The sequence below is a fragment of the Collinsella sp. AM24-1 genome (genome assembly GCF_003470325.1).
Taxonomy (GTDB): Bacteria; Actinomycetota; Coriobacteriia; order Coriobacteriales; family Coriobacteriaceae; genus Collinsella.
Window position 1 is genome coordinate 97,402 of record NZ_QRHM01000002.1, and the last position, 18,997, is coordinate 116,398.

An 18,997-nucleotide genomic window follows, 5' to 3' on the forward strand; every position below is an offset into this window, starting at 1 on the left:
ACGGACGCGCCCCTGCTTTGAAACTGAAGAGGGGCTTTTAGGCGCGTGCTGCTTGGGCGATGCTTGCTTTGGTGTCTGCGCGTTTGCCGGCGACTTCGCAAAAGATCGCGCCGCCGATGATCAACGCGGCGCCCATGAGGCGGATGGGCGTCATGGTCTCTCCCAAAAGGGCAACGGAGAACACGACGGCCGAAAGCGGCTCGAGGTAGCCGACGACCGCGACGGTCTGGACGGGCAGCTTGGCGACGGCACTAAAGTAGAGCAGGCAACCGATGCCGGTGTTGACGACGCCGAGCATGGCGACGGCGCCCCAATCGATGCCGGCGGCAATGCTGGGGGAGAGGAACGAGGGGGCACCTTGCGTGAAGAGCGTAAGGATCAACGCGGTTACAAAGGCGGCGCTCACCTGGAGCGTGGAGTTCTCGAGGCCTTCGATGTGTGGCGCACCCTTGCTAGCGATGACCATCAAGGCGTAGCAGAAGGCCGAGGCGATGCCGCAAGCGATACCCGCAATGGGCATATTGCCGCCTAGACCTTGCGCCGCAATGAGAAAGGCGCCACAGGCAACGGCGATAAACCCGGCGATTTTGCCGCCGGTCAGCTTTTCGCCAAAAATGAGCGGGGAGAGGGCCATAACGATGATGGGGCCGCAGTAATACAACAGCGAGGAGATGCCAACGCCGATCGTCTGATAGGCGCGGAACAGGAAAATCCAGCTGGCGCCCAGCGCGGCGCCCGAGACGATGAGCGCTGCGGCCTCGCGGGGGCGAGACGGAGCCTGCAGGTTATGGCGCTTGGTTATGAAGAGGATGGCGGCAAGGGTGAGAGCGCCCAAAAACGTGCGCAACAGTACGATATCGGAGCTCGGCAGCGCGATGGCAGCGGCGATGATGCCGTTGGAGCCAAACAATAGCAATGCTGCTAAGTACGTAAACAGTCCGTTGTTCATGTGCTGACATCTCCTCTATATCCGAGCATGTTCACTATGGGTGAGGTGGCTTTAGAAGAAAAGCGAATATAATGCATGGATAACATGACAAAAACTCATGTAAAGGTGGAGGGATGCCGTGGAAACGAATATTCAAAAGATGCAAGTGCTGCTCGAGACGGTGCGTGCCGGCAGCTTTACGCATGCTGCAGAGCGGCTGAGCTATTCGCAGTCGGGCGTGAGCCGCATGGTGGGCGACCTTGAGGCAGACTGGGGTTTTAAGGTGCTTGATCGCGGCCGCGAGGGCGTGGTGCTTTCTGCCGACGGGCGGCAGGTCATGCCGGCAGTCGAGGCGTTATGCGAAGAGTTTGGCCGCCTGCAGCGACGCGTGGACGAGATGCGGGGGCTCATGCGTGGCAAGATCTGTATCGGTACATTCTCGAGTGTGGCGACCCATGTACTGCCGCCGGTGATCGCGCGGTTTCGCGCTGATCACCCGGATGTCGATTACGAGCTGCTGATGGGTGATTACTCCGAGATTGAGCAATGGGTGGCGGAAGGCCGCTGCGACCTGGGCTTTATTCCGCGCGAGCCACGCGGCGCCGGCATGGCGTCGCGGCCGTTGGTGCAAGACGAGCTGATGGCCGTGGTGCCAGCGGACTCCTCGCTTGCCACCGCGGAGGTCGTTTCCCTTGCCGATTTGGCCAACGAGCAGTTTATTCTTCTGGAACGCGGTAGCGACGACGAGATTACGCCGCTGTTTCGCCGCGCGGGTCTGGCGGTGCGTTCTAAGCTATCGACCTGGGATGATTATGCGATTATGGCCATGGTCGAGGACGGTCTGGGCGTGAGTATTCTTCCGGCGCTCATCTTGCGCCGCTGTCAGTTCGATGTCGCCGTGCGTCCGCTCGAGGGACATCCCCATCGGCAGATCAACGCGATATATCGCACGGCTGACGTTTCGCTTGCCGCCGCTCGATTCCTTGAATATCTCTAAACGCGTGCGCGTCATTGTCCGCCTTGGGCAAATCTCGGAGTTCGGTACGTTTTCTTGTGAAATTGAACTTCCGAATAAGGTACGGCGCTATACTGCTGCCTAAATTGAACTTAGGTTCAATTCGTGTTCTATAAATTGAACTTTGCCAGCAAGGAGGTTCCTGTGGCCCAAGAGACGTTTAGCGATCGCCTGCGACAGACTATGTCCGATCGCGACGTTCGCCAGTCGGACGTAATCCGCGCATCGGAGATGCTCGGCAAAAAACTCGGCAAGAGTCAGATGAGCCAATATGTGAGCGGCAAGACGATCCCGCGGCGCGATGTGGCAGAGCTACTCGCCCGTATTTTGGAGGTTGATGTTACCTGGCTGATCGCCGGTGACGCCGATCAAGGCGAGGAATCATCGCCTCGCAACGTGCCCAAGCCCGAACCCCATCCCTCAGCTCAAATTCCAAGGAGCACCACCATGCGTACTTTTTCTAAATCCACCAAGCTCGATAACGTCCTGTATGACGTGCGCGGCCCCGTCGTCGACGAGGCCGCCCGTATGGAGGACGAGGGCGAGCGTATTCTCAAGCTCAACATCGGCAACCCCGCGCCCTTTGGTTTCCGCACGCCCGATGAGGTCATCAAGGACATGCGCCAGCAGCTGCCCGACTGCGAAGGCTATTCCAACTCGCGCGGTCTGTTCTCCGCGCGCAAGGCAATCATGCAGTACTCGCAGATCAAGGGCCTGCCCAATGTTCAGATGGAGCACATCTACACGGGCAACGGCGTGTCCGAACTCATTCAGCTTTCGATGAACGCGCTGCTCGACAATGGCGACGAGATTCTGATCCCCAGCCCCGATTATCCGCTCTGGACGGCGTGCGCAACCCTTGCCGGCGGTCATCCCGTTCACTATCTGTGTGATGAGCAAGCGGATTGGTATCCCGACCTGGAGGATATGGAGTCCAAGATCACGAGCGCGACCAAGGCCCTCGTCATCATCAACCCCAACAACCCCACGGGCTCGGTCTATCCGCGCGAGGTGCTCGAGGGCATCGTTGAAATCGCGCGCAGGCACCAGCTCATGATTTTTGCCGACGAGATCTACGACCGCCTGTGCATGGACGGCTACGAGCACGTCTCCATTGCATCACTCGCCCCCGACCTGCCCTGCGTCACCTTTAGCGGCCTTTCCAAGTCGCACATGATCGCGGGCTATCGTATTGGCTGGATGGTGCTTTCGGGTAACCAGCGCTGCATGAGCGACTTTATTATGGGCATCAACATGCTCTCGAACATGCGCCTGTGCTCCAACGTGCCGGCTCAGTCGATCGTCCAGACGGCGCTCGGCGGCCATCAGTCTGTTAACAACTACATCCGCCCCGGCGGTCGTGTCTACGAGCAGCGCAACTTTGTGTATGAGGCACTCAACAAGATCGACGGCATCTCGGTGGTCAAGCCGCGTGCGGCGTTCTATATCTTCCCCAAGATGGATGTGAAGAAGTTCAACATCACCGATGACGAGCAGTTTGCCCTCGACCTGCTGCACGAGAAGAAGATCCTGATCACGCGCGGTGGCGGCTTCAACTGGGCTGAGCCTGACCACTTCCGCATCGTGTACCTGCCGCGCATGGAAGTACTCAAAGAGTCCCTCGAAGACCTCGCCGACTTCTTCGATCACTACCGTCAATCATAACGACAGAGATAGTCTGTCATTTAACGGGCGGCCCGTAACAGATTCGGGTCGCCCGTTTTCTGTTAAAGCTCGCGTTGTCGGCGTCTCGATCGTTTGGGTGAGTGGGGTTCGCGTGTGAACGGAAAACTGTATTCCAAAATGGAATACAGTGTGCTTCAACTGGAATTGATGTCCGTGTGTCCGCTTTTTTAGAATGTTCTCGACAAGATGAAAGGCGGTCCCCACCAATGATTATCGATGCAAATTCCTACTGGTTTGACGAGCGCATCTTCCATGACGAGACACTCTGTGAACAGTTTTTGGCCGAGGTGCCCCGCGCTTACGACACCGAGGGCTATCTGACCGTAAGCCCCACGGGCAAGCGACAGATTGTGATCGAAAAGCCCGCTGGCTTCCCGGGCCTTAACTATATCGAGGGAGACTACACCCTTGAGAAGCGTCTGGCAGACATGGACGAGGCGGGGGTCGATAAAGCGATTCTCAAACTCCCCGGCTGCCATGAGTGGATGTCACTCGAGATGTGCCGGCGCTTCAACGACGGTATGGCCGCTGACGCAAAAGCGTCGAACGGTCGCTTGATACCGCTTGTCGCCGTGCCTCCCTTTGGCACCGAGGCGAACCTTGAGGAACTCGATCGCAGGCTCGACGAGGGTTTCGCGGGCGTGCAACTCTGCGCCCACTACGGCAAGCGCTATCTTGACGATCCGATCTTTTCGGGCTTTTTTGAGCGACTGAACGAACGCAGCGTCACCGTTTACGTGCACCATGTGCCCGTACCGGTCGAGCATACGTCGCTGCTCGCATACGACAACCTGCGTCGCTCCTACGGCCGTTGCGTCGACCAGACCACGGTGATCGGTCGTGAAATCTTCAGCGACTTCTTCGAGCGTTATCCCAACGTCAAGATGGTCCACTCCATGCTCGGTGGCGCTTATTTTGCGTTTAAGGAGATGCTGCTGCCGCACGGTCCCAAGCGTCCAGATGCCTCGGGTCGCTTCCAGACCGATACCGAGACGGTCTCCAAGCGTCTTGAGAACAACGTTTATTTCGACATGTCCCATGCTCAGCCCTGGGGCGAGACGCTTCTTGCCTGTGCGGTTGAAGTCCTTGGTGCAGACCATATTGTCTTTGGTACGAGTTATCCCGTTAAACGCGAGTGGCTAACAGAGGGTGTCGCCTGCGTCCGCGCTACAGATTTAAGTGATACGGACAAGGACCTTATGCTTGGCGGCACGGCACGGCGCCTGTACGGCATCGAGTGAGCGACAGATAAAGGAGGGCGTTCGCCATGGATAAGGGAGAGATGAAGGCCGGAGCCGCCCGGGTGGCCATTAACTTAGAGGACGTATTGCCGTTCGACGGTTTCGACGCACTCCGTCATGAAATCTTTGTCCGTGCCTTCGTGGTCGAAGGGATGGGGCGGCGCGCTTGCATCCTTTCACTTGAGGTTACCTCGATCGCTCCGGCCCTACTCGCCGATCTGCGTGAGGTTGTCAAGGATGTCTCCAATTGCGACGGCGCCTTTTCTTGGGTGGTCCCGACCCACACGTTTTCTGCGCCTCACGTGCGCACCCCTGGGCATCTGGCCGACACCGATGCCCGCGATCGAAATGAGCGCTATCGTGCCGCGCTCATCGCCGCGACACGCGCGGCTGTTGAGCAGGCGGTTGCGGGCATTCGCTCTGTCACGCTCGCCTCGGCGGAGGGCCACTGTCCTGTGAACGTTAACCGCGACATTGAGACGCCGGCCGGCTGGTGGCTGGGAGTAGACCCCAAGGGGTTTGCCGACCACGCGATGCCCGTACTTGTCGCGAGGGATGCTGAGGGCGGGCTCGTTGCCATGCTTGCGACGGCTGATGTCCAGTCTTCCGTGCTCGACGGATCGCACGATTCTCAAGGGAAGCGCGTGGTGAGCGGGGACCTCTTTGGCTTTGCCGCCATGGCTCTCGAGCGCGAATTGGGCGGAGTTGTGTTGCTGCTGCCCGGTGCCGCGGGGGATCAGAGTCCGGCGGAGCGCGCCGTGACCGTTGCGTTTGATTCGACCGGGGCGAAGCAAACGTTAGATGCTCACGAGAGTGGATATCGCATGCTGCATCGACAGGGTCGCGTTCTGAGCGATGCGTTGATTGAGGCCGTCCGTGCGGCGCGTGAGGACGATGCCATCGGCGTCGATGCTCGCACGGTCGACGTCCTTTTGCCCGCCCAGACGCGCGCCGACTTCTGCTCATTGGCCCCGCATCGAACTTATGAGTTTCATGCGGCGGGCGAACAGCGTACGAGGGTCTATTTACTTCGGCTGGGAAATGCCGAGTTCGTTGGTATCCAGCCCGAGGTTTCGAGCTCGTTTGGCGCCGCCGTGCGCGCCGCCCGATTCTGCCCCGTGCTCTTCGCCACGCTTGTCAACGGAGGGCAGAAGTATCTGCCGGCCCCCGATGCGTACGAGAAAATCACCTATGAGGCCATGAACTCCGGCTTTGCCGCCGGTTCCCATGAGCGCCTCCTCCAAACCATCCTTGCCGCTTTAAACGCGGCGCGACAAAAAGGAGAACTTGCATGAATATCGGACATGCACGCCGCAAGATTACCCCGCAAGGCGACATCTATCTAATCGGATACCGTAACCTCCCCAACCGTCTGGAGCCTGCGACAGGCGTCCATGACGACGTCTTCGCCAACGCGATTCTTTTCCAACAGGACGACCGCGAAGTTTTTCTCTTCAACGCCGATGTTCTCGAGTTTGAGGAGAGCATGGCCGAGGAGGTTAAGACGATGCTCGCCGAGCGCTACGGAATCGACCGTGATTGCGTTCTGCTCTCCGCGACGCACGACCACACTTCGATCGTCGCCTACCATCGCAGCTGGTGGACGGGAAAATTCAACGAGGACTACTATCGCTGGTTCCTCGATACCATCTGTCAATGCTTCGAAGAGTGCCGCGCCAACGTGCGACCTGCGACCTGCCGCATGGGCAAAAAAGTCATCACCGGTTTCTACGACAACCGCATCATTCCCGGAGAGCTTGCCGACAATGAGGTTATCGTGGTGTCGTTCTTCGATGACGAAGGCAAATCGTTTGCGGGCTTTGTGAACTGGGCGGTGCATTCTGCCTGTGTCGGACCCGACTGCACGGAGCTCACGAGCGAACTCGCCGGTCTTACCGGCAAAAAGCTCGCTCAGAGTCTTGGTTACTATCCGGCCATGGTCGTCGGTGCTGCTGGCGACTGTAGCGACCGCAATTTTCGCCAGGGACGCGGCATTCCCGAGGTTGAGCGTGTTTCGACCGGTCTTGCCGAGGCGATTTCCCAGATCAAGCTCGATCGCGAGGTCGTTATTGACCGCATCGAGCCTCAGACGTTCTATCACACCGTTGCCCATGACGACTTTTCGCTCACGCTTAAGTGTGCCGTCATCAGTTTGGGCGGCCTGCATCTCTTTGTGTTCCCGAGTGAGCTCGGCAGCGACCTGGGTATTCGCATGAAGCGCGAATGTCCGGTCGAGGGAATAGTTTGCGGTTACACCAACGGCTATTTCGAGTATTTCCTTCCGGCACGCGAGTACGGCCTCTCCTTTGAGACCGAGCGTACTCAGATTCCCCAGGGCGAACCGGAACGTCTGTGTGACAAGTTCTGCCAGACGACGAGACTTCTCGGCGCAGCAGATTCGCGTCTGTAGACCTGATTGCGTGACATGGGCTAATGAGGTTCGCTGCCATGTGATCGGCATCTTCCATCTTCTCTGCCGTTTCCTATCCCGGGCGTACGTGCGTCCGCGGATTTCAAAGGGGGAAGCGGGTTCCTTGCCCTCCCACGTCGACTACGGAGGCCTGAAATCTACGCTATGCCCCGCTCAGAAAAAGGAGAATTCCATGAAATACCAGAAGCTTTGCGATGAAATCATCACAAAGGTCGGTGGTCGAGACAATGTGTTAGACGTGAGCCACTGCATTACGCGTCTCCGCTTCCACCTCAAGGATGAATCGCTCGCCCAGACCAATGAACTTAAGGCGACGAAGGGCGTCGTTGACGTCATCCAGGCCGGCGGACAGTATCAGGTCGTGATAGGTGCCACTGTCGAGGCCGTCTACAACGACCTTGTTCAGATTGGCGGGTTCGACTCCAAACCCGCACTCGATATCGATGAGGGCGACGACGTCAAAAAGGGCGATCCATTCTCGCGTCTGCTCGCCATCATTTCCGAGATTCTGCAGCCGGTTCTTGGCGTGCTTATGGCCGGTGGCTTTATCAAGTCGATGCTCGCGCTCTGCACGGTTGCCGGTTGGCTTGCCAAGGACAGCAATACGTATGTGACGCTCTCGGCAATCGGAGATTCGGTCTTCTATTACTTTCCGCTAATCATTGGCTGGACGTCGGCCAAGAAGTTCGGACTTAAGCCCGTTATGGGAATGGCGCTCGGTGGTATCCTCGTCTACCCGACGCTCGTTGCCCTTATGGGCGGAGATCCGCTCTACACGCTCGGCGCCGGCACGGTCTTCGAGTCCAATGTCTATGGTGATATTTTTGGCATCCCGCTGATCATGCAGAATTACTCATCGACGATTCTGCCTGCGATCTTTATCGTCTGGATTGCCTCCAAGGTGCACAAGGCCCTTTCTAACGCGCTGCCCGCGCTTGTGAGTTCGTTCTTCTCCAACATCCTGACGCTCCTCATTTGCGGCATCCTTGGCCTGCTTGTGGTCGGTCCGGTCATGACGGTCCTCTCCAATATCGTTGCCCAGATCATCTTGATGCTCATCAACTTCCAGCCCGCCATCGCCGGCTTCGTCATCGGCACGTTCTGGAGCCTGCTCGTCATGTTCGGCCTGCACTGGGGTATCATCCCGCTGTGGTTTCTCGATGTCGCAACCTACGGCTATGACCTCATTAACCCGCTCGTGTATGCAGGCGGTTGTGCCATCGCCGGTGCTGTGCTTGGCATGGTCATCCGAACCAAGGATTCCGAGGAAAATGCTGCCGTCAACATTCCCGCCCTTGTCTCTTCGATTTTCGGTGTCAACGAGCCTGCGCTTTACGCCATCTTGCTGCCGCGTAAGCGCCTTATGTGGGCAACCTTTATTTCCGCTGGTGTAGGCGGCGCCATCGCCGGCCTCATGGGTGCCAAACTCTATGCCTTCGGTGCCTCCGGCCCGCTCGGTTTCCCGAGCTTTATTAACCCTGCCGGCATCGACACGGGCTTTATCGGCCTTGTCATCTCCGGTGTGGTCGCTTTCGTTCTGGCTCTTGTCGCCGCTATGGTGATCGGTACCAGGAAGGACGAGGGCGGTAAGGCGCTCAACATCTCGGTGGACTAGTCTGTCTGCGCACTTTAACTAAATTTGCCTCGGACGGTGACGTGCCGCCCGAGGCATATTTGTGTTTTGTGCCGTTGTCAGCGTGTTTGCGGACACAAGCCTGCGGTTGTGGAGCAACGGGGATTATGACGGTCGTGCCGCGGTGGAAGACGCACGGTCGCCCTGCAGGAGCTGACGGTAGGGGAGGAAGCCGATGAACGAGACGACCGCCTGCGAGTGCGCGGCGTTCCGCTTGAGGTAGAGCCTGACCTCGGAGGTCGTCGCGGGCTCAAGCGGCACCAGGGCTACCTTTCCGCTGGCAAGCGATTCCGCCGGCTTGCGCATGAGGAATGAGACACCGGCGCCGCGTGCGACAAGAGAGATGATGTTCTCGGCTCGTTTGCCGGTGAACGTAACACGTGGGCCAAATCCAGCTTTGCGACAAAGGGAAAGGACGAGCTCGCTTACGAACGAGCCTTGGGGAAGCATGAGGAAATTCTCGTCGATAAGGTCGTCTATCTCGACGGTGTCACGTTCGGCGAGTGGATGGTCGAGCGAAAGGACGGCCACGAGCCGGTCGGTCGTAAAGGGAATCTTTTTGAACTCCGGCTCGATGGCGCCGCTGTCGCGGATGAAGGCCAGGTCAATGTCCTCGTGCAGGAGCATGCGCTTGAGTGTGTCGCCCTCGCCTTCGATGAGCTCGACAGAATATGAGGGGTTCGCCTGCTGAAAATCGATGACGGCGTCCGTAATCCCATAAGGGGTCATAATGGGGATAGAACCGACGGTGAGGTGCTCGAGCGGCTCATCTGCACCTATTTGAATGGCGGCAAGATAGCGATGCTGAAGCGTCGCAATTTTTTGCGCATAGGGGAGGAGCGCTTCACCTTGCGCGGTGAGTGTTACGTGGCGCTTGCTTCGATCGATGAGCTTGCAGCCGAGTTCGTGCTCCATTGCCATGATGTGCTTGGAGAGGGTTGATTGCGACATGAAAAGCAGTTCCGCCGCATCAAGAAACGTGCGTGACTGCGCTAAGATGGCGAATTCGCCGAAGCGGCTGATATCCATAGGGAGGCCTCCGGTACCCTCATTTTGGCAGGTGGCCTAAACCACGACGCCGTTGCAGTGGTCGATTTCGTGCTGGATGATTTCGGCGGTGTAGCCCGAGAAGTTTTTGATGCGGTGAACGAAGTTCTCGTCCAAATACTCCACCTTAATGCGACGGTAGCGGGTGCAGGGGCGCTCACCGATCAGCGAGAGACATCCTTCGCTCGTTTGATAGGCATTTACCTGCTCAAGAATTTGCGGGTTGTACATCAACAGCGCCCTGTTGCCATCTTTTACGCAGATGATGCGTTTGCGCACACCGATCATGTTGGCGGCAAGGCCCACGCACTCGTGCTCGTGCTCGTGGAGCGTATCCAGGAGGTCCTGTCCGGTCGCGGCGTCTTCGGGTCCCGCGTCTTCGGAAGGCAGGCGCAAAAAGAACTCGGATTTCATGATGGGCTTGATCATGGCGGGCTCCTCATGTCTCATGCTTTCGTGGACTTTTAATAATAGCGCGGAAGGAAAGCCGCGCGTCCGCGTTACAATCTTTCGACGTTGGACCATGTTGTCAGATTCGTCGCGTATGGCGTCTGGCGTAAGTCTAGGGCTCATGTTCGCCCTGGACTGTTCCTCTGGGGCGATGCAACTGTCGTTCCAAGAGGAAGGAAATGCATGGGGAGTAAATCTCAGCAACAAGTTCAAGTAGCGCCATCGGGCACTTCGGCTTTTCTTGCCGTAATGTATATCGCGGCCTTTGTTGCCGCGTTTAACGAGAACATCATTAACGTGGCGCTGCACGACATCATGGCGGCTTTTTCGGTGAGTGCCACCACGGCGCAGTGGCTTGTTTCGGGCTACATGATCGTGACGTCGATCTTTACGGCCATCATGGCCTTTCTATCCGGGCGCTTCTCGACACGCAAGCTGCTGTTCTTTGCATGCGGCTGCATGGTTGCCGGCGAGATTCTGTGCCTGTTGGCGCCGTCGTTTGCCGTGTTGCTGCCGAGCCGTATTCTGCAGGCCGCGGGCTCGGGCATCCTGTTTCCGCTCATGATGAATGTGGTGCTATCTTGCGCTCCGCGCGAGAAGCTCGGTCTGTATCTGAGCCTAGGCGGTGCTTGCATTACGCTGGGGCCGGCGTTTGGCCCTGTGATCAGTGGTCTTATGTGCACCCTGTTTGGCTGGAGGGCGGTGTTTATCGTCCCGCTGGTGGGCGGTGTTGTGGTCGCTGTGGCGGGCGCAAAGCTCGTTCGAAATGTCGGAGAGCGCTCGAACGCCACCCTTGATGTCCTGTCGGTTATTTTGCTTGCCGCCGGCATTACGGCGTTTGTGTATTCCGTCGGTGAGTTCTCGACCAATGTAATGACCGGTGTCGTGACGCTTTTCGTCGCCGCTGTGCTGCTCGGCCTGTTCGCGGCCCGCCAGCTCAAGCTTGACCATCCAGTGCTCAACGTACATCCCATGGCGAGCGCTCGTTTTTGGCCGGCGTGCCTGCTTGTGGTGGTGTCGATGATGACGACGTTCTCGATGAGCGTTTTGTTGCCGCTCTATTTTGAGGGTGCATATGGCATGACCGCGCTTGTTGCGGGCTTGCTCATTTTGCCGGCGATTGCCTGCAACGCCGTGACCTCGATTGTGGGCGGGCGTGTTATGGATACCCATGGCGCATGGCCGCTGCTGCCGGTAGGCTTTGCCCTGATTGCCGTGGGGCAGACTGCAATCTCGATGACTGCGGCAAGCATGAACATCGGCGTTGTCGTGGCACTGACCGTTGTGGTGTATGCCGGTGTCGGTTTGGTGCTGAGTCCCTCGCAGACGGCCGGCTTGGAGACGCTGCCTGCCGCTGAGCATCCTCACGGAACGGCATTGCTCAACACGTGGAACATGATCGCCGCGTCGTTTGGCCCGTCGCTGTTTATTGGCCTGCTCTCGAGTTCTGCGGCGGCTGCCGGAACCTCTGGAGTTGCGACGGACGTTGCCCAGGCGATTGGATTTGCAGCTGCCGTGCGCGTGGCGGCCGTGATTGCCGTGGTCGGGTTCGCGGTGTCGGTTGTGTACGCTCGCCGCGAGTCGCACATGTCGCATTAATGTGTGCACATAGATTCTGCAGCTAGATTGGACGGCGACACCATAAACTAATGGACGTTTTGCCGAGAGGCATGAATGTTTAAAGCGCAAAGAGTGCGCGACGGGCCCCGCGAATGGGGCGATGATGCCCGAGAGGGCCAAGAAGGAGTCTCATGTCCGAGAACGAAGAGATCATGAACGAGACCGAGAACGAGACCATGGCTGCCGAGGTTGAGGCAGTCGAGACCGTGGAGACCGAAGCTGCCGAGGTTGAGGCTGCTGACGAGGTTTCCGCCGAGGAGGAGGCCGAGGTTGTCGAGGCCGCCGCTGATTACGATGACGAAGAGCTGATGGACAAGATGCAGAAGGCCGCCCGCCTGCTGCGCAGCCGTCGCTTTGCTATTTCCAAGGAGGAGGAGGCCAAGGCCGAGCGCATGGCGAACATCGAGCGCGCCATCAAGCTTCTTGACCTCAAGCCCAAGATGGAGCAGAAGGAGATGTCCGACCTGCTGGGCATGCGCCTTCGTGAGCTCGATGGCCTGATGGCCGAGGCCGAGGCTGCCGATCTGGTCGGCCGCATCGACGACGCCGAGGGCGATATGCGCAAGATCGTCGTCTTCGCTGCCGAGGATGCTGCCGAGGGCCTGGTCGAGCTTGCCAACAAGAAGGAGAAGCTCCTGCCCGAGCTTTCTTACGAGGAGGCCACCGAGCTGATGGTCGCTCTCGATAAGGTTATCGCTCCGCTCGTCGCCATGGGCCTGGACGAGGACCGCGGTCCTCGCGGTGGCCGTGACGATCGCGGTGGCCGTGGCGGCGACCGTGGTGGCCGCGGTGGCTTTGGCGATCGCGGTGGCCGCGGCGGTGACCGTGGCGGTCGCGGTGGCGATCGTGGCGGCCGTGGCGGCTTTGGTGACCGTGGCGGCGACCGTGGCGGTCGCGGCGGCTTTGGCGGCAACCGTGGTGGCTATGGCGACCGCGGTGGCAACCGTGGCGGCTTCGGCGGCAACCGTGGTAACGACCGCGGCGGTCGCGGCGGCGATCGCGGCGGCCGCAACGGTGGCGGCTTCCGCGGCAACCGCTTTTAGGGGTTACGCGGTTCTACGAACCGCGTAACTAGTTGACGCTGCGCGCCACCCAGGGCGACAATTTGTCATTCAAAAGGCAAGGCATGACCAGAAGGTCTATGCCTTGCCTTTTTCATGCCAACTTGTTCGCCCTGGGCGGCGCTCGCTGGCGTTGCCAAAACATCGGCGTTGCCTTGATCAAAACCTGCCAAAAAGGGGCAGGTTTATTTTGGTCGGTTTTATCTGAGCAAACGTGGTTGTCTATCGCAATGTAGTCGTTGGGAACGTTCTTGTTTGAGTAGTCGTTTAAGAGCGACCCCAATGACTACATAGCATGAGAGTGGATAATCTCCCGGTTTGAGCCTGCATTCAAGCTTGAAGTGGGAGATTGTCCGCTCTCGTTTCGTTTGTTGATTTCGATGCCTACATTTGTAGGAACAGTTCGTGGAGGCGGGTGTCTTCGTCGAGTTCGGGGTGGAAGGTTACGCCGAGCTGATTGTCTTGGCGGGCAGCGACGATGCGGCCATCGACTTCGGCCAGGGCCTTGGCGTCGCCGTGGACCTCGACGATGCGGGGCGCGCGGATAAACGTCAGCGGCGCTTCGCCGTCGATGCCGGCTACTTGCCCCTTGGTTCGAAAGCTGCCGAGCTGCCTGCCGTAGGCATTGCGCTCGACAAGTACATCCATGGTTGCCAAACGCGGCGTGCCTTTATCGTCATGGGCGGCAAGGTCGTGAGCCAGTAGAATCAAGCCGGCGCAGGTGCCCAGGACGGGCATGCCTTCAGCGATACGGGCGCGAAGCTCCTCGAGCATGCCCAGCTCATCAAGCAGCTTCCCTTGAACGGTGGACTCGCCGCCGGGAAGTACCAGACGGTCAAAGTCCTGCATCAAATCAGCCGCCTGCCTCAGCTCAATACAACGTGCGCCCAGCTCGGATAGTCTTGTCTCGTGCTCGGCAAAAGCGCCTTGGACCGCCAGCACGGCGACCGTCTGGCCTGCATAATCGCTCATGTGCGATCCTTTCTGCTGGACTAGCGTCCGCGCTCCTCCATGATGATCTCGATCTCGTCAGCGTTGATACCGACCATGGCCTCGCCCAGGTCCTCAGAAAGCTCGGCAATGAGCTTGGCGTCGGTGAAGTTTGCCACAGCCTTAACGATGGCGGCGGCGCGTTTGGCGGGGTCGCCGCTCTTAAAGATGCCCGAGCCGACAAAGACGCCCTCGGCACCCAGCTGCATCATCAGCGCGGCGTCCGCGGGGGTTGCTACACCGCCGGCGGCAAAGTTCACCACGGGAAGCTTGCCCGTGGCATGGACCTCGCGCACAAGCTCGACTGGAACTTGCAGTTGCTTAGCTGCCTCAAAGAGCTCGTCATCGCGCAGAGCAGCAACGTCGCGGATTTGCTTTTGAATCTTGCGCATGTGGCGCACGGCTTGGACGACGTCGCCCGTGCCCGGCTCGCCCTTGGTGCGAATCATTGTGGCGCCCTCGGCAACACGGCGCAACGCTTCGCCCAGATCGCGGGCACCGCAGACAAACGGGACGTCAAACTGGGTCTTATCGATGTGGTAGACATCGTCGGCGGGGGAGAGAACCTCGGACTCATCGATGTAGTCGATCTCGATGGCCTGAAGGACCTGCGCCTCGACGATGTGACCGATGCGGCACTTGGCCATGACGGGGATGGAGACGGCCTCTTGAATGCCCTTGATCATCTTGGGGTCACTCATGCGCGACACGCCGCCGGCGGCGCGGATGTCGGCCGGGATGCGCTCGAGAGCCATGACGGCGCAGGCGCCTGCCTCCTCGGCGATACGTGCCTGCTCGGGCGTGGTGACGTCCATGATGACGCCGCCCTTGAGCATCTGCGCGAGCTCGCGATTGAGTTTGACGCGATCTGCCTTGCTGGTCTGTTCTGCCATGGTTGCTCCCTTGGTTGGCATGTGCATTGCTTGACGGAACATCCTATCGGGGAGCTGGGCATGGCAAAATACTCAGTTTTCGAGATAATAATAAGGTCAGCTTAATACCAGATTGAACAGCTCGATAAGGTCAGGTGATAAACTCATGCTTGACTACAATTTGGAAAAACGCGGCGAAGCATCGCTCTATGAGTATGTTTACCAGCAAATCCGAGATGATATCGTAGCTGGACGCATTACGGCGGGGGAGCATCTGCCGTCCAAGCGCGCCTTTGCCAGTCATCTGGGAATCAGTGTTATTACCATCGAGAATGCATATAGCCAGTTGCTTGCCGAGGGCTATATTTGCTCAAAGCCGCGCCGTGGTTACTACGCGTGCGAGCTTCCCGATGCACCGGTTTTGTCTTTGGCCGCGGGGGATATCGACCGAGATGCTGTCTCTGTTGGCCCCAGCGCGCATGATGCCACGGGGCAGGTCGAGCGATTCGACGCACTTTCTCCTTCCGCCTTGGAAGCGGCGCGGCTTTGGCAGGCCGCCCTACGGGCGACGCTGACGTCCGAAGACGAACGTGAAATCTTTTCGCCCGCACCGGCGCAGGGCACCGCTCGACTGCGACGTGCGATTGCGCACCATCTGCGCGGGACAAGGGGCATGAATGTCAATCCCGACAATATCGTTATCGGTGCGGGCGCCCAGCTGCTCGATACCATGTTGGTTCAGTTGCTTGGCGCGGACAAGGTGTATGCCGTCGAGGATCCAGGCTATTTGCGCTTGACGCGCATCTATCAGGCCATGGGTTGCGAAGTACGGCATGTCCCGTTGGATGCTGAGGGCGTGGACTTGAGCGCGCTGCAGAAAATCGGGACCGATGTCCTTCATCTGATGCCGTCTCATCAGTATCCGACCGGTCTTGTGACGAGCATTGCACGTCGCTATGCGTTGCTGAGCTGGGCCGCCGAGCGGCCAGGTCGGTATCTCATCGAAGACGACTTTGATTGTGAGTTTCGCCTTGCCGGCAAGCCGATTCCCGCGCTCGCGTCGATCGATGCCGCCCAGTCGGTTATCTACACCAACACGTTTTCGAAGAGCCTTTCATCGGCGTTACGTTTGGCGTACATGGTGCTGCCCGATGAACTAATGGAGAGGTTTAAACGCAACCTTGGTTTCTACGCCTCGTCGGTAAGTTCTGTTGACCAGGTCGCTTTAGCGCGCTTGCTGGAATCGGGTGATTACGAGCGGCATGTGAACCGCGTGCGCGTGCGTGCTCGCGAGGCACGCGATGGCCTGGCAGCGCTTGTACGGAAAGCGTTTCCGGCAGGGGAGGTCTCGATCGAGCATGCAGACGCGGGCCTTTACTGTATCGTGGTTGCGGAGCGTGGAATGGGCGGAAGCACTTTTGCACGGGCCCTCACGCGCTCGAGCATCCCTTTTATCGATATCGGTGACTGTTTTTGGTGTGCCGATGGCGCATCTGTCCCTGAAAACTCAACTCAAATTCTTGTTCAGTATGACGATCTGAGTCCAAAAGTACTAACTATCTTGGAATTGCAGCTAATGGGGGGCACTCTGCAACCTAAGTGAGTAGACTTTTAGCACTTTGGCGACCAGGCAGTTTTGTAACAAGCTATCTACCTGCGGTTTTGAAAAGCAGGATGACCGGCCTGATCGGGATGTTCAAAAAAGTCTACTCACTTGCCGCGCAAAGCTCCTGCATGAGAAAAAAAATGGGGTTTTCAACAGGGCTTCGTCCAGCTCTTGGCAAGCTTTTGGCCAGTTGGGGAGGGCTGTTGAAAACTCGGCAGTCCGTTCGGCGCCATTTTTGGTGCGTTCGCGCCAATGCGTGACTGACTGGGTTGAAATCCGTGTTTTCCTGTGCCTATGAAGGATCTACTTTGTGACATATCGGCTTTTAGGTACTGGCGTTTGCCTCCTCAAGCCCTCGCTTTGTGTCCGCCACTTCCACGACCGGAAGAAGACCGGCAGCGATATGGCCTCGCCCGTAACCCGACGGCTGCGGTTGCGCTCGGCTTGCCGTTGCATACATTGGTTGGGACGAGAAATAAGCGGACTTGTCCTGCCAGCGTTAGGCAACGGCTGTTCCTTGGTGAGCTTCCCAGGGAATCCGTGCTGGAAACGGAACATGGGTTTTTGGTCACATCTCCTTTGCTGACGGCATTCATCATGTCGCGGCATCTGACGGATCTCCAGCTGCTTTTGGTATTGGCGGAGATGTGCGGCTTGTTTACGGTTTGTGCCTTGCCAGCAGCACTCGAGGCAGAGCTTTCGCGTGCAATTGAGTCGGGCGCGATTCCGGCAACCTTTGGTTGGGCACGTTGCCCGTCCGAGGACGGTGCCGCCTCAAATTTGTGGCGGCGCGACGCTTTGGTTTTGGACGGAGATCTTGACCGTTTTTGTTCAGATGTTTGTGGGATGCGTTACGGCAAGCGATTTGTCGCGGTATCGCATCTCGTTCCACTGGGTGCCGCATCGCCTTTTGAGGTTGAGACGTATTTGTTGCTTGGGTTGCCACGATCATTGGGAGGCGAAGGTTTTTGCGGCATAGAGCTCAATGTCGAAGTGGCGCTAAGCGCAAGTGCTCGGGCGATTGTAGGCAAGTCCCGTGTATATATCGACCTACTTCTTTCTTCGCCGGACGGAGAGCGACAGGTGGCCATTGAATGCCAAGGAAAGGGCTCACACGGGCGAGCCGGGGATGGTTTGCGTGACGCCGACCGCATGACGGCGCTTCAGGCCATGGGCTACGATGTATTTCTCCTGACACACGGACAGATATCCGATGATGATAGATTCCATGCGATTGTTAAGGCCGTATGCAGGTTGCTCGATGTTGAATATCGCGATAAAAGCTTGGAGGAGCAAGGGGCCGAGGCATTACTTCGGTCTGAGCTATTCGTTGACTGGTCAAAACTGGGAGAAATCGACAAAAAGATGCCCGTTAGACACAAAAAGGCCCGATCATGGACGGTTGCAAATCTAAGTGAGTAGACTTTTAGCGTGATGGCGACCAGATTGTTTTGCGGCAAGCTATCTACCTGCGGTTTTATAAAGCAATACGGGTGGTCTGCTCGACAAGTTCCCAAAAGGCTACTCACTTAGTTTTTGACGCGAAGCCGATGTCAAAGGTGGTCCTATTTTTGGGACGTTAACTGGTTTGCAAGACACGAAAAAGGCCCGAACCATGCGGTCCGGGCCTTATAAAGCTAGAGAATGTCTCTCAGGCGTTTGGCTTAGCCGAAGTAGCGCTTTAGCAGGCCGGCGAAAGCCTTGCCGTGGCGAGCCTCGTCGCGAGCCATCTCGTGCACGGTGTCGTGGATGGCATCGAGACCAGCGGCCTTGGCGCGCTTGGCGAGATCGGTCTTGCCGGCGGTGGCGCCGTTCTCGGCCTCAACGCGCATCTCGAGGTTCTTCTTGGTGGAGTCGGTCACGACCTCGCCCAGGAGCTCGGCGAACTTGGCGGCGTGCTCGGCCTCCTCGTGGGCAGCCTTCTCCCAGTACAGGCCGATCTCGGGATAGCCCTCGCGATGAGCGACGCGAGCCATGGCCAGGTACATACCGACCTCAGAGCACTCGCCCTCAAAGTTGGCGCGCAGGTCAGCAACGATGTCCTCGGAGACGCCCTCCATCTTGGCGACGCCCACGACGTGCTCGGCAGCCCACTCGAGCTGACCCTCCTCCTGCTTCAGGAAGCGAGAGCCGGGAACGCCGCACTGGGGGCACTTGAAATCCTCGGGCAGCTGGTCGCCGTCGAACTCTTCCACATAACCGCAAACGGGGCAAACAAACTTCATAATTCGATCCTTTCGATCGATGGCGATGGTGCGCTCGTCCGGTCCCGTAAGGGCCCTCTCCGGACGTGCGTCTTGACGAGTTCTATTATCCATAAATGCGACCGAATGTGAAGCCTATTAGGAATGATTTTTAATAAAACAATTTTCGGCATGTGAAGATGTTGATTGATTAACGATTTGCAAGCCATATGC

The 18,997-nt window shown here is 58.2% G+C and carries 16 protein-coding genes; 10 read left to right on the forward strand and 6 right to left on the reverse strand.

Annotated features, from left to right (window positions below; translation table 11 throughout):
* Positions 1-37 precede the first annotated feature (37 nt).
* Entirely contained in the window at positions 38-949 is a 912-nt protein-coding gene (locus DW661_RS01240; protein WP_117640614.1) for a DMT family transporter, read from the reverse strand.
* Between the two features lie 118 nt (positions 950-1,067).
* Between DW661_RS01240 and DW661_RS01245 the strand changes: the two genes are divergently transcribed.
* The 6 genes from DW661_RS01245 (at position 1,068) to DW661_RS01270 (ending at position 8,916) form a co-directional block, all read left to right on the forward strand.
* Positions 1,068-1,925 carry a LysR family transcriptional regulator gene (locus DW661_RS01245; RefSeq protein ID WP_117640615.1) on the forward strand — a complete coding sequence of 286 codons (858 nt, stop codon included), beginning with the start codon at positions 1,068-1,070 and terminating at the stop codon, positions 1,923-1,925.
* 201 nt (positions 1,926-2,126) lie between these two features.
* A complete protein-coding gene (locus tag DW661_RS01250) occupies positions 2,127-3,608 on the forward strand; it encodes an aminotransferase class I/II-fold pyridoxal phosphate-dependent enzyme (RefSeq protein WP_117640619.1) in 1,482 nt (493 codons plus the stop codon).
* 227 nt (positions 3,609-3,835) lie between these two features.
* The gene (locus DW661_RS01255; protein WP_117776051.1) at positions 3,836-4,870 is read left to right on the forward strand and encodes an amidohydrolase family protein; all 1,035 of its coding nucleotides are present in this window, start codon (positions 3,836-3,838) and stop codon (positions 4,868-4,870) included.
* A 26-nt stretch (positions 4,871-4,896) separates the two neighbouring features.
* Positions 4,897-6,165 carry a hypothetical protein gene (locus DW661_RS01260; RefSeq protein ID WP_117776052.1) on the forward strand — a complete coding sequence of 423 codons (1,269 nt, stop codon included), beginning with the start codon at positions 4,897-4,899 and terminating at the stop codon, positions 6,163-6,165.
* Complete coding sequence (locus DW661_RS01265; protein WP_118934245.1) at positions 6,162-7,280, forward strand: neutral/alkaline non-lysosomal ceramidase N-terminal domain-containing protein; 1,119 nt, start codon at positions 6,162-6,164, stop codon at positions 7,278-7,280. The genes DW661_RS01260 and DW661_RS01265 overlap by 4 nt, the downstream gene beginning before the upstream one ends.
* 193 nt (positions 7,281-7,473) lie before the next feature.
* Positions 7,474-8,916 carry a PTS transporter subunit EIIC gene (locus DW661_RS01270; RefSeq protein ID WP_117776054.1) on the forward strand — a complete coding sequence of 481 codons (1,443 nt, stop codon included), beginning with the start codon at positions 7,474-7,476 and terminating at the stop codon, positions 8,914-8,916.
* A 123-nt stretch (positions 8,917-9,039) separates the two neighbouring features.
* Here the strand turns inward: DW661_RS01270 and DW661_RS01275 are convergent, their stop codons facing one another.
* Both DW661_RS01275 and DW661_RS01280 read right to left on the reverse strand, forming a co-directional pair.
* The gene (locus DW661_RS01275) at positions 9,040-9,963 is read right to left on the reverse strand and encodes a LysR family transcriptional regulator (RefSeq protein WP_117776055.1); all 924 of its coding nucleotides are present in this window, start codon (positions 9,961-9,963) and stop codon (positions 9,040-9,042) included.
* A 36-nt stretch (positions 9,964-9,999) separates the two neighbouring features.
* Complete coding sequence (locus DW661_RS01280; protein ID WP_117776056.1) at positions 10,000-10,410, reverse strand: peptide deformylase; 411 nt, start codon at positions 10,408-10,410, stop codon at positions 10,000-10,002.
* Between the two features lie 204 nt (positions 10,411-10,614).
* On the opposite strand from DW661_RS01280, the gene DW661_RS01285 reads away from it, so the two are divergent.
* Complete coding sequence (locus tag DW661_RS01285) at positions 10,615-12,030, forward strand: MFS transporter (RefSeq protein WP_117776057.1); 1,416 nt, start codon at positions 10,615-10,617, stop codon at positions 12,028-12,030.
* A gap of 152 nt (positions 12,031-12,182) precedes the next feature.
* Complete coding sequence (locus DW661_RS01290) at positions 12,183-13,094, forward strand: hypothetical protein (protein WP_117776058.1); 912 nt, start codon at positions 12,183-12,185, stop codon at positions 13,092-13,094.
* Between the two features lie 402 nt (positions 13,095-13,496).
* Here the strand turns inward: DW661_RS01290 and pdxT are convergent, their stop codons facing one another.
* Both pdxT and pdxS read right to left on the reverse strand, forming a co-directional pair.
* Positions 13,497-14,084 carry a pyridoxal 5'-phosphate synthase glutaminase subunit PdxT gene (gene pdxT, locus DW661_RS01295; RefSeq protein WP_117765938.1) on the reverse strand — a complete coding sequence of 196 codons (588 nt, stop codon included), beginning with the start codon at positions 14,082-14,084 and terminating at the stop codon, positions 13,497-13,499.
* Between the two features lie 20 nt (positions 14,085-14,104).
* On the reverse strand, positions 14,105-14,995 hold the full coding sequence (gene pdxS / locus DW661_RS01300) for a pyridoxal 5'-phosphate synthase lyase subunit PdxS (protein WP_117776059.1): 891 nt from the start codon (positions 14,993-14,995) through the stop codon (positions 14,105-14,107).
* A gap of 145 nt (positions 14,996-15,140) precedes the next feature.
* Here pdxS and DW661_RS01305 point away from each other — a divergent pair, with 145 nt between their 5' ends.
* Complete coding sequence (locus tag DW661_RS01305) at positions 15,141-16,577, forward strand: PLP-dependent aminotransferase family protein (protein ID WP_118934247.1); 1,437 nt, start codon at positions 15,141-15,143, stop codon at positions 16,575-16,577.
* A 543-nt stretch (positions 16,578-17,120) separates the two neighbouring features.
* Positions 17,121-18,002 (forward strand): hypothetical protein, encoded by an 882-nt coding sequence (locus DW661_RS01310; protein ID WP_117817290.1) that lies wholly within the window; start codon positions 17,121-17,123, stop codon positions 18,000-18,002.
* A gap of 242 nt (positions 18,003-18,244) precedes the next feature.
* On the opposite strand, the gene DW661_RS01315 is transcribed toward DW661_RS01310, so the two are convergent.
* Positions 18,245-18,808 (reverse strand): ferritin family protein, encoded by a 564-nt coding sequence (locus DW661_RS01315; RefSeq protein ID WP_070097113.1) that lies wholly within the window; start codon positions 18,806-18,808, stop codon positions 18,245-18,247.
* Positions 18,809-18,997: the final 189 nt, after the last annotated feature.

What these genes read in the sequence shown, in the direction of transcription:
- DW661_RS01275 (WP_117776055.1), bottom strand. Translation starts at nt 9,963, where the DNA reads ATGGATATCAGCCGCTTCGGCGAATTCGCCATCTTAGCGCAGTCACGC.
- DW661_RS01260 (WP_117776052.1), top strand. Translation starts at nt 4,897, where the DNA reads ATGGATAAGGGAGAGATGAAGGCCGGAGCCGCCCGGGTGGCCATTAAC.
- DW661_RS01250 (WP_117640619.1), top strand. Translation starts at nt 2,127, where the DNA reads ATGTCCGATCGCGACGTTCGCCAGTCGGACGTAATCCGCGCATCGGAG.
- DW661_RS01305 (WP_118934247.1), top strand. Translation starts at nt 15,141, where the DNA reads ATGCTTGACTACAATTTGGAAAAACGCGGCGAAGCATCGCTCTATGAG.
- pdxT (WP_117765938.1), bottom strand. Translation starts at nt 14,084, where the DNA reads ATGAGCGATTATGCAGGCCAGACGGTCGCCGTGCTGGCGGTCCAAGGC.
- DW661_RS01265 (WP_118934245.1), top strand. Translation starts at nt 6,162, where the DNA reads ATGAATATCGGACATGCACGCCGCAAGATTACCCCGCAAGGCGACATC.
- DW661_RS01280 (WP_117776056.1), bottom strand. Translation starts at nt 10,410, where the DNA reads ATGATCAAGCCCATCATGAAATCCGAGTTCTTTTTGCGCCTGCCTTCC.
- DW661_RS01270 (WP_117776054.1), top strand. Translation starts at nt 7,474, where the DNA reads ATGAAATACCAGAAGCTTTGCGATGAAATCATCACAAAGGTCGGTGGT.
- DW661_RS01240 (WP_117640614.1), bottom strand. Translation starts at nt 949, where the DNA reads ATGAACAACGGACTGTTTACGTACTTAGCAGCATTGCTATTGTTTGGC.
- DW661_RS01290 (WP_117776058.1), top strand. Translation starts at nt 12,183, where the DNA reads ATGTCCGAGAACGAAGAGATCATGAACGAGACCGAGAACGAGACCATG.
- DW661_RS01255 (WP_117776051.1), top strand. Translation starts at nt 3,836, where the DNA reads ATGATTATCGATGCAAATTCCTACTGGTTTGACGAGCGCATCTTCCAT.
- DW661_RS01285 (WP_117776057.1), top strand. Translation starts at nt 10,615, where the DNA reads ATGGGGAGTAAATCTCAGCAACAAGTTCAAGTAGCGCCATCGGGCACT.
- pdxS (WP_117776059.1), bottom strand. Translation starts at nt 14,995, where the DNA reads ATGGCAGAACAGACCAGCAAGGCAGATCGCGTCAAACTCAATCGCGAG.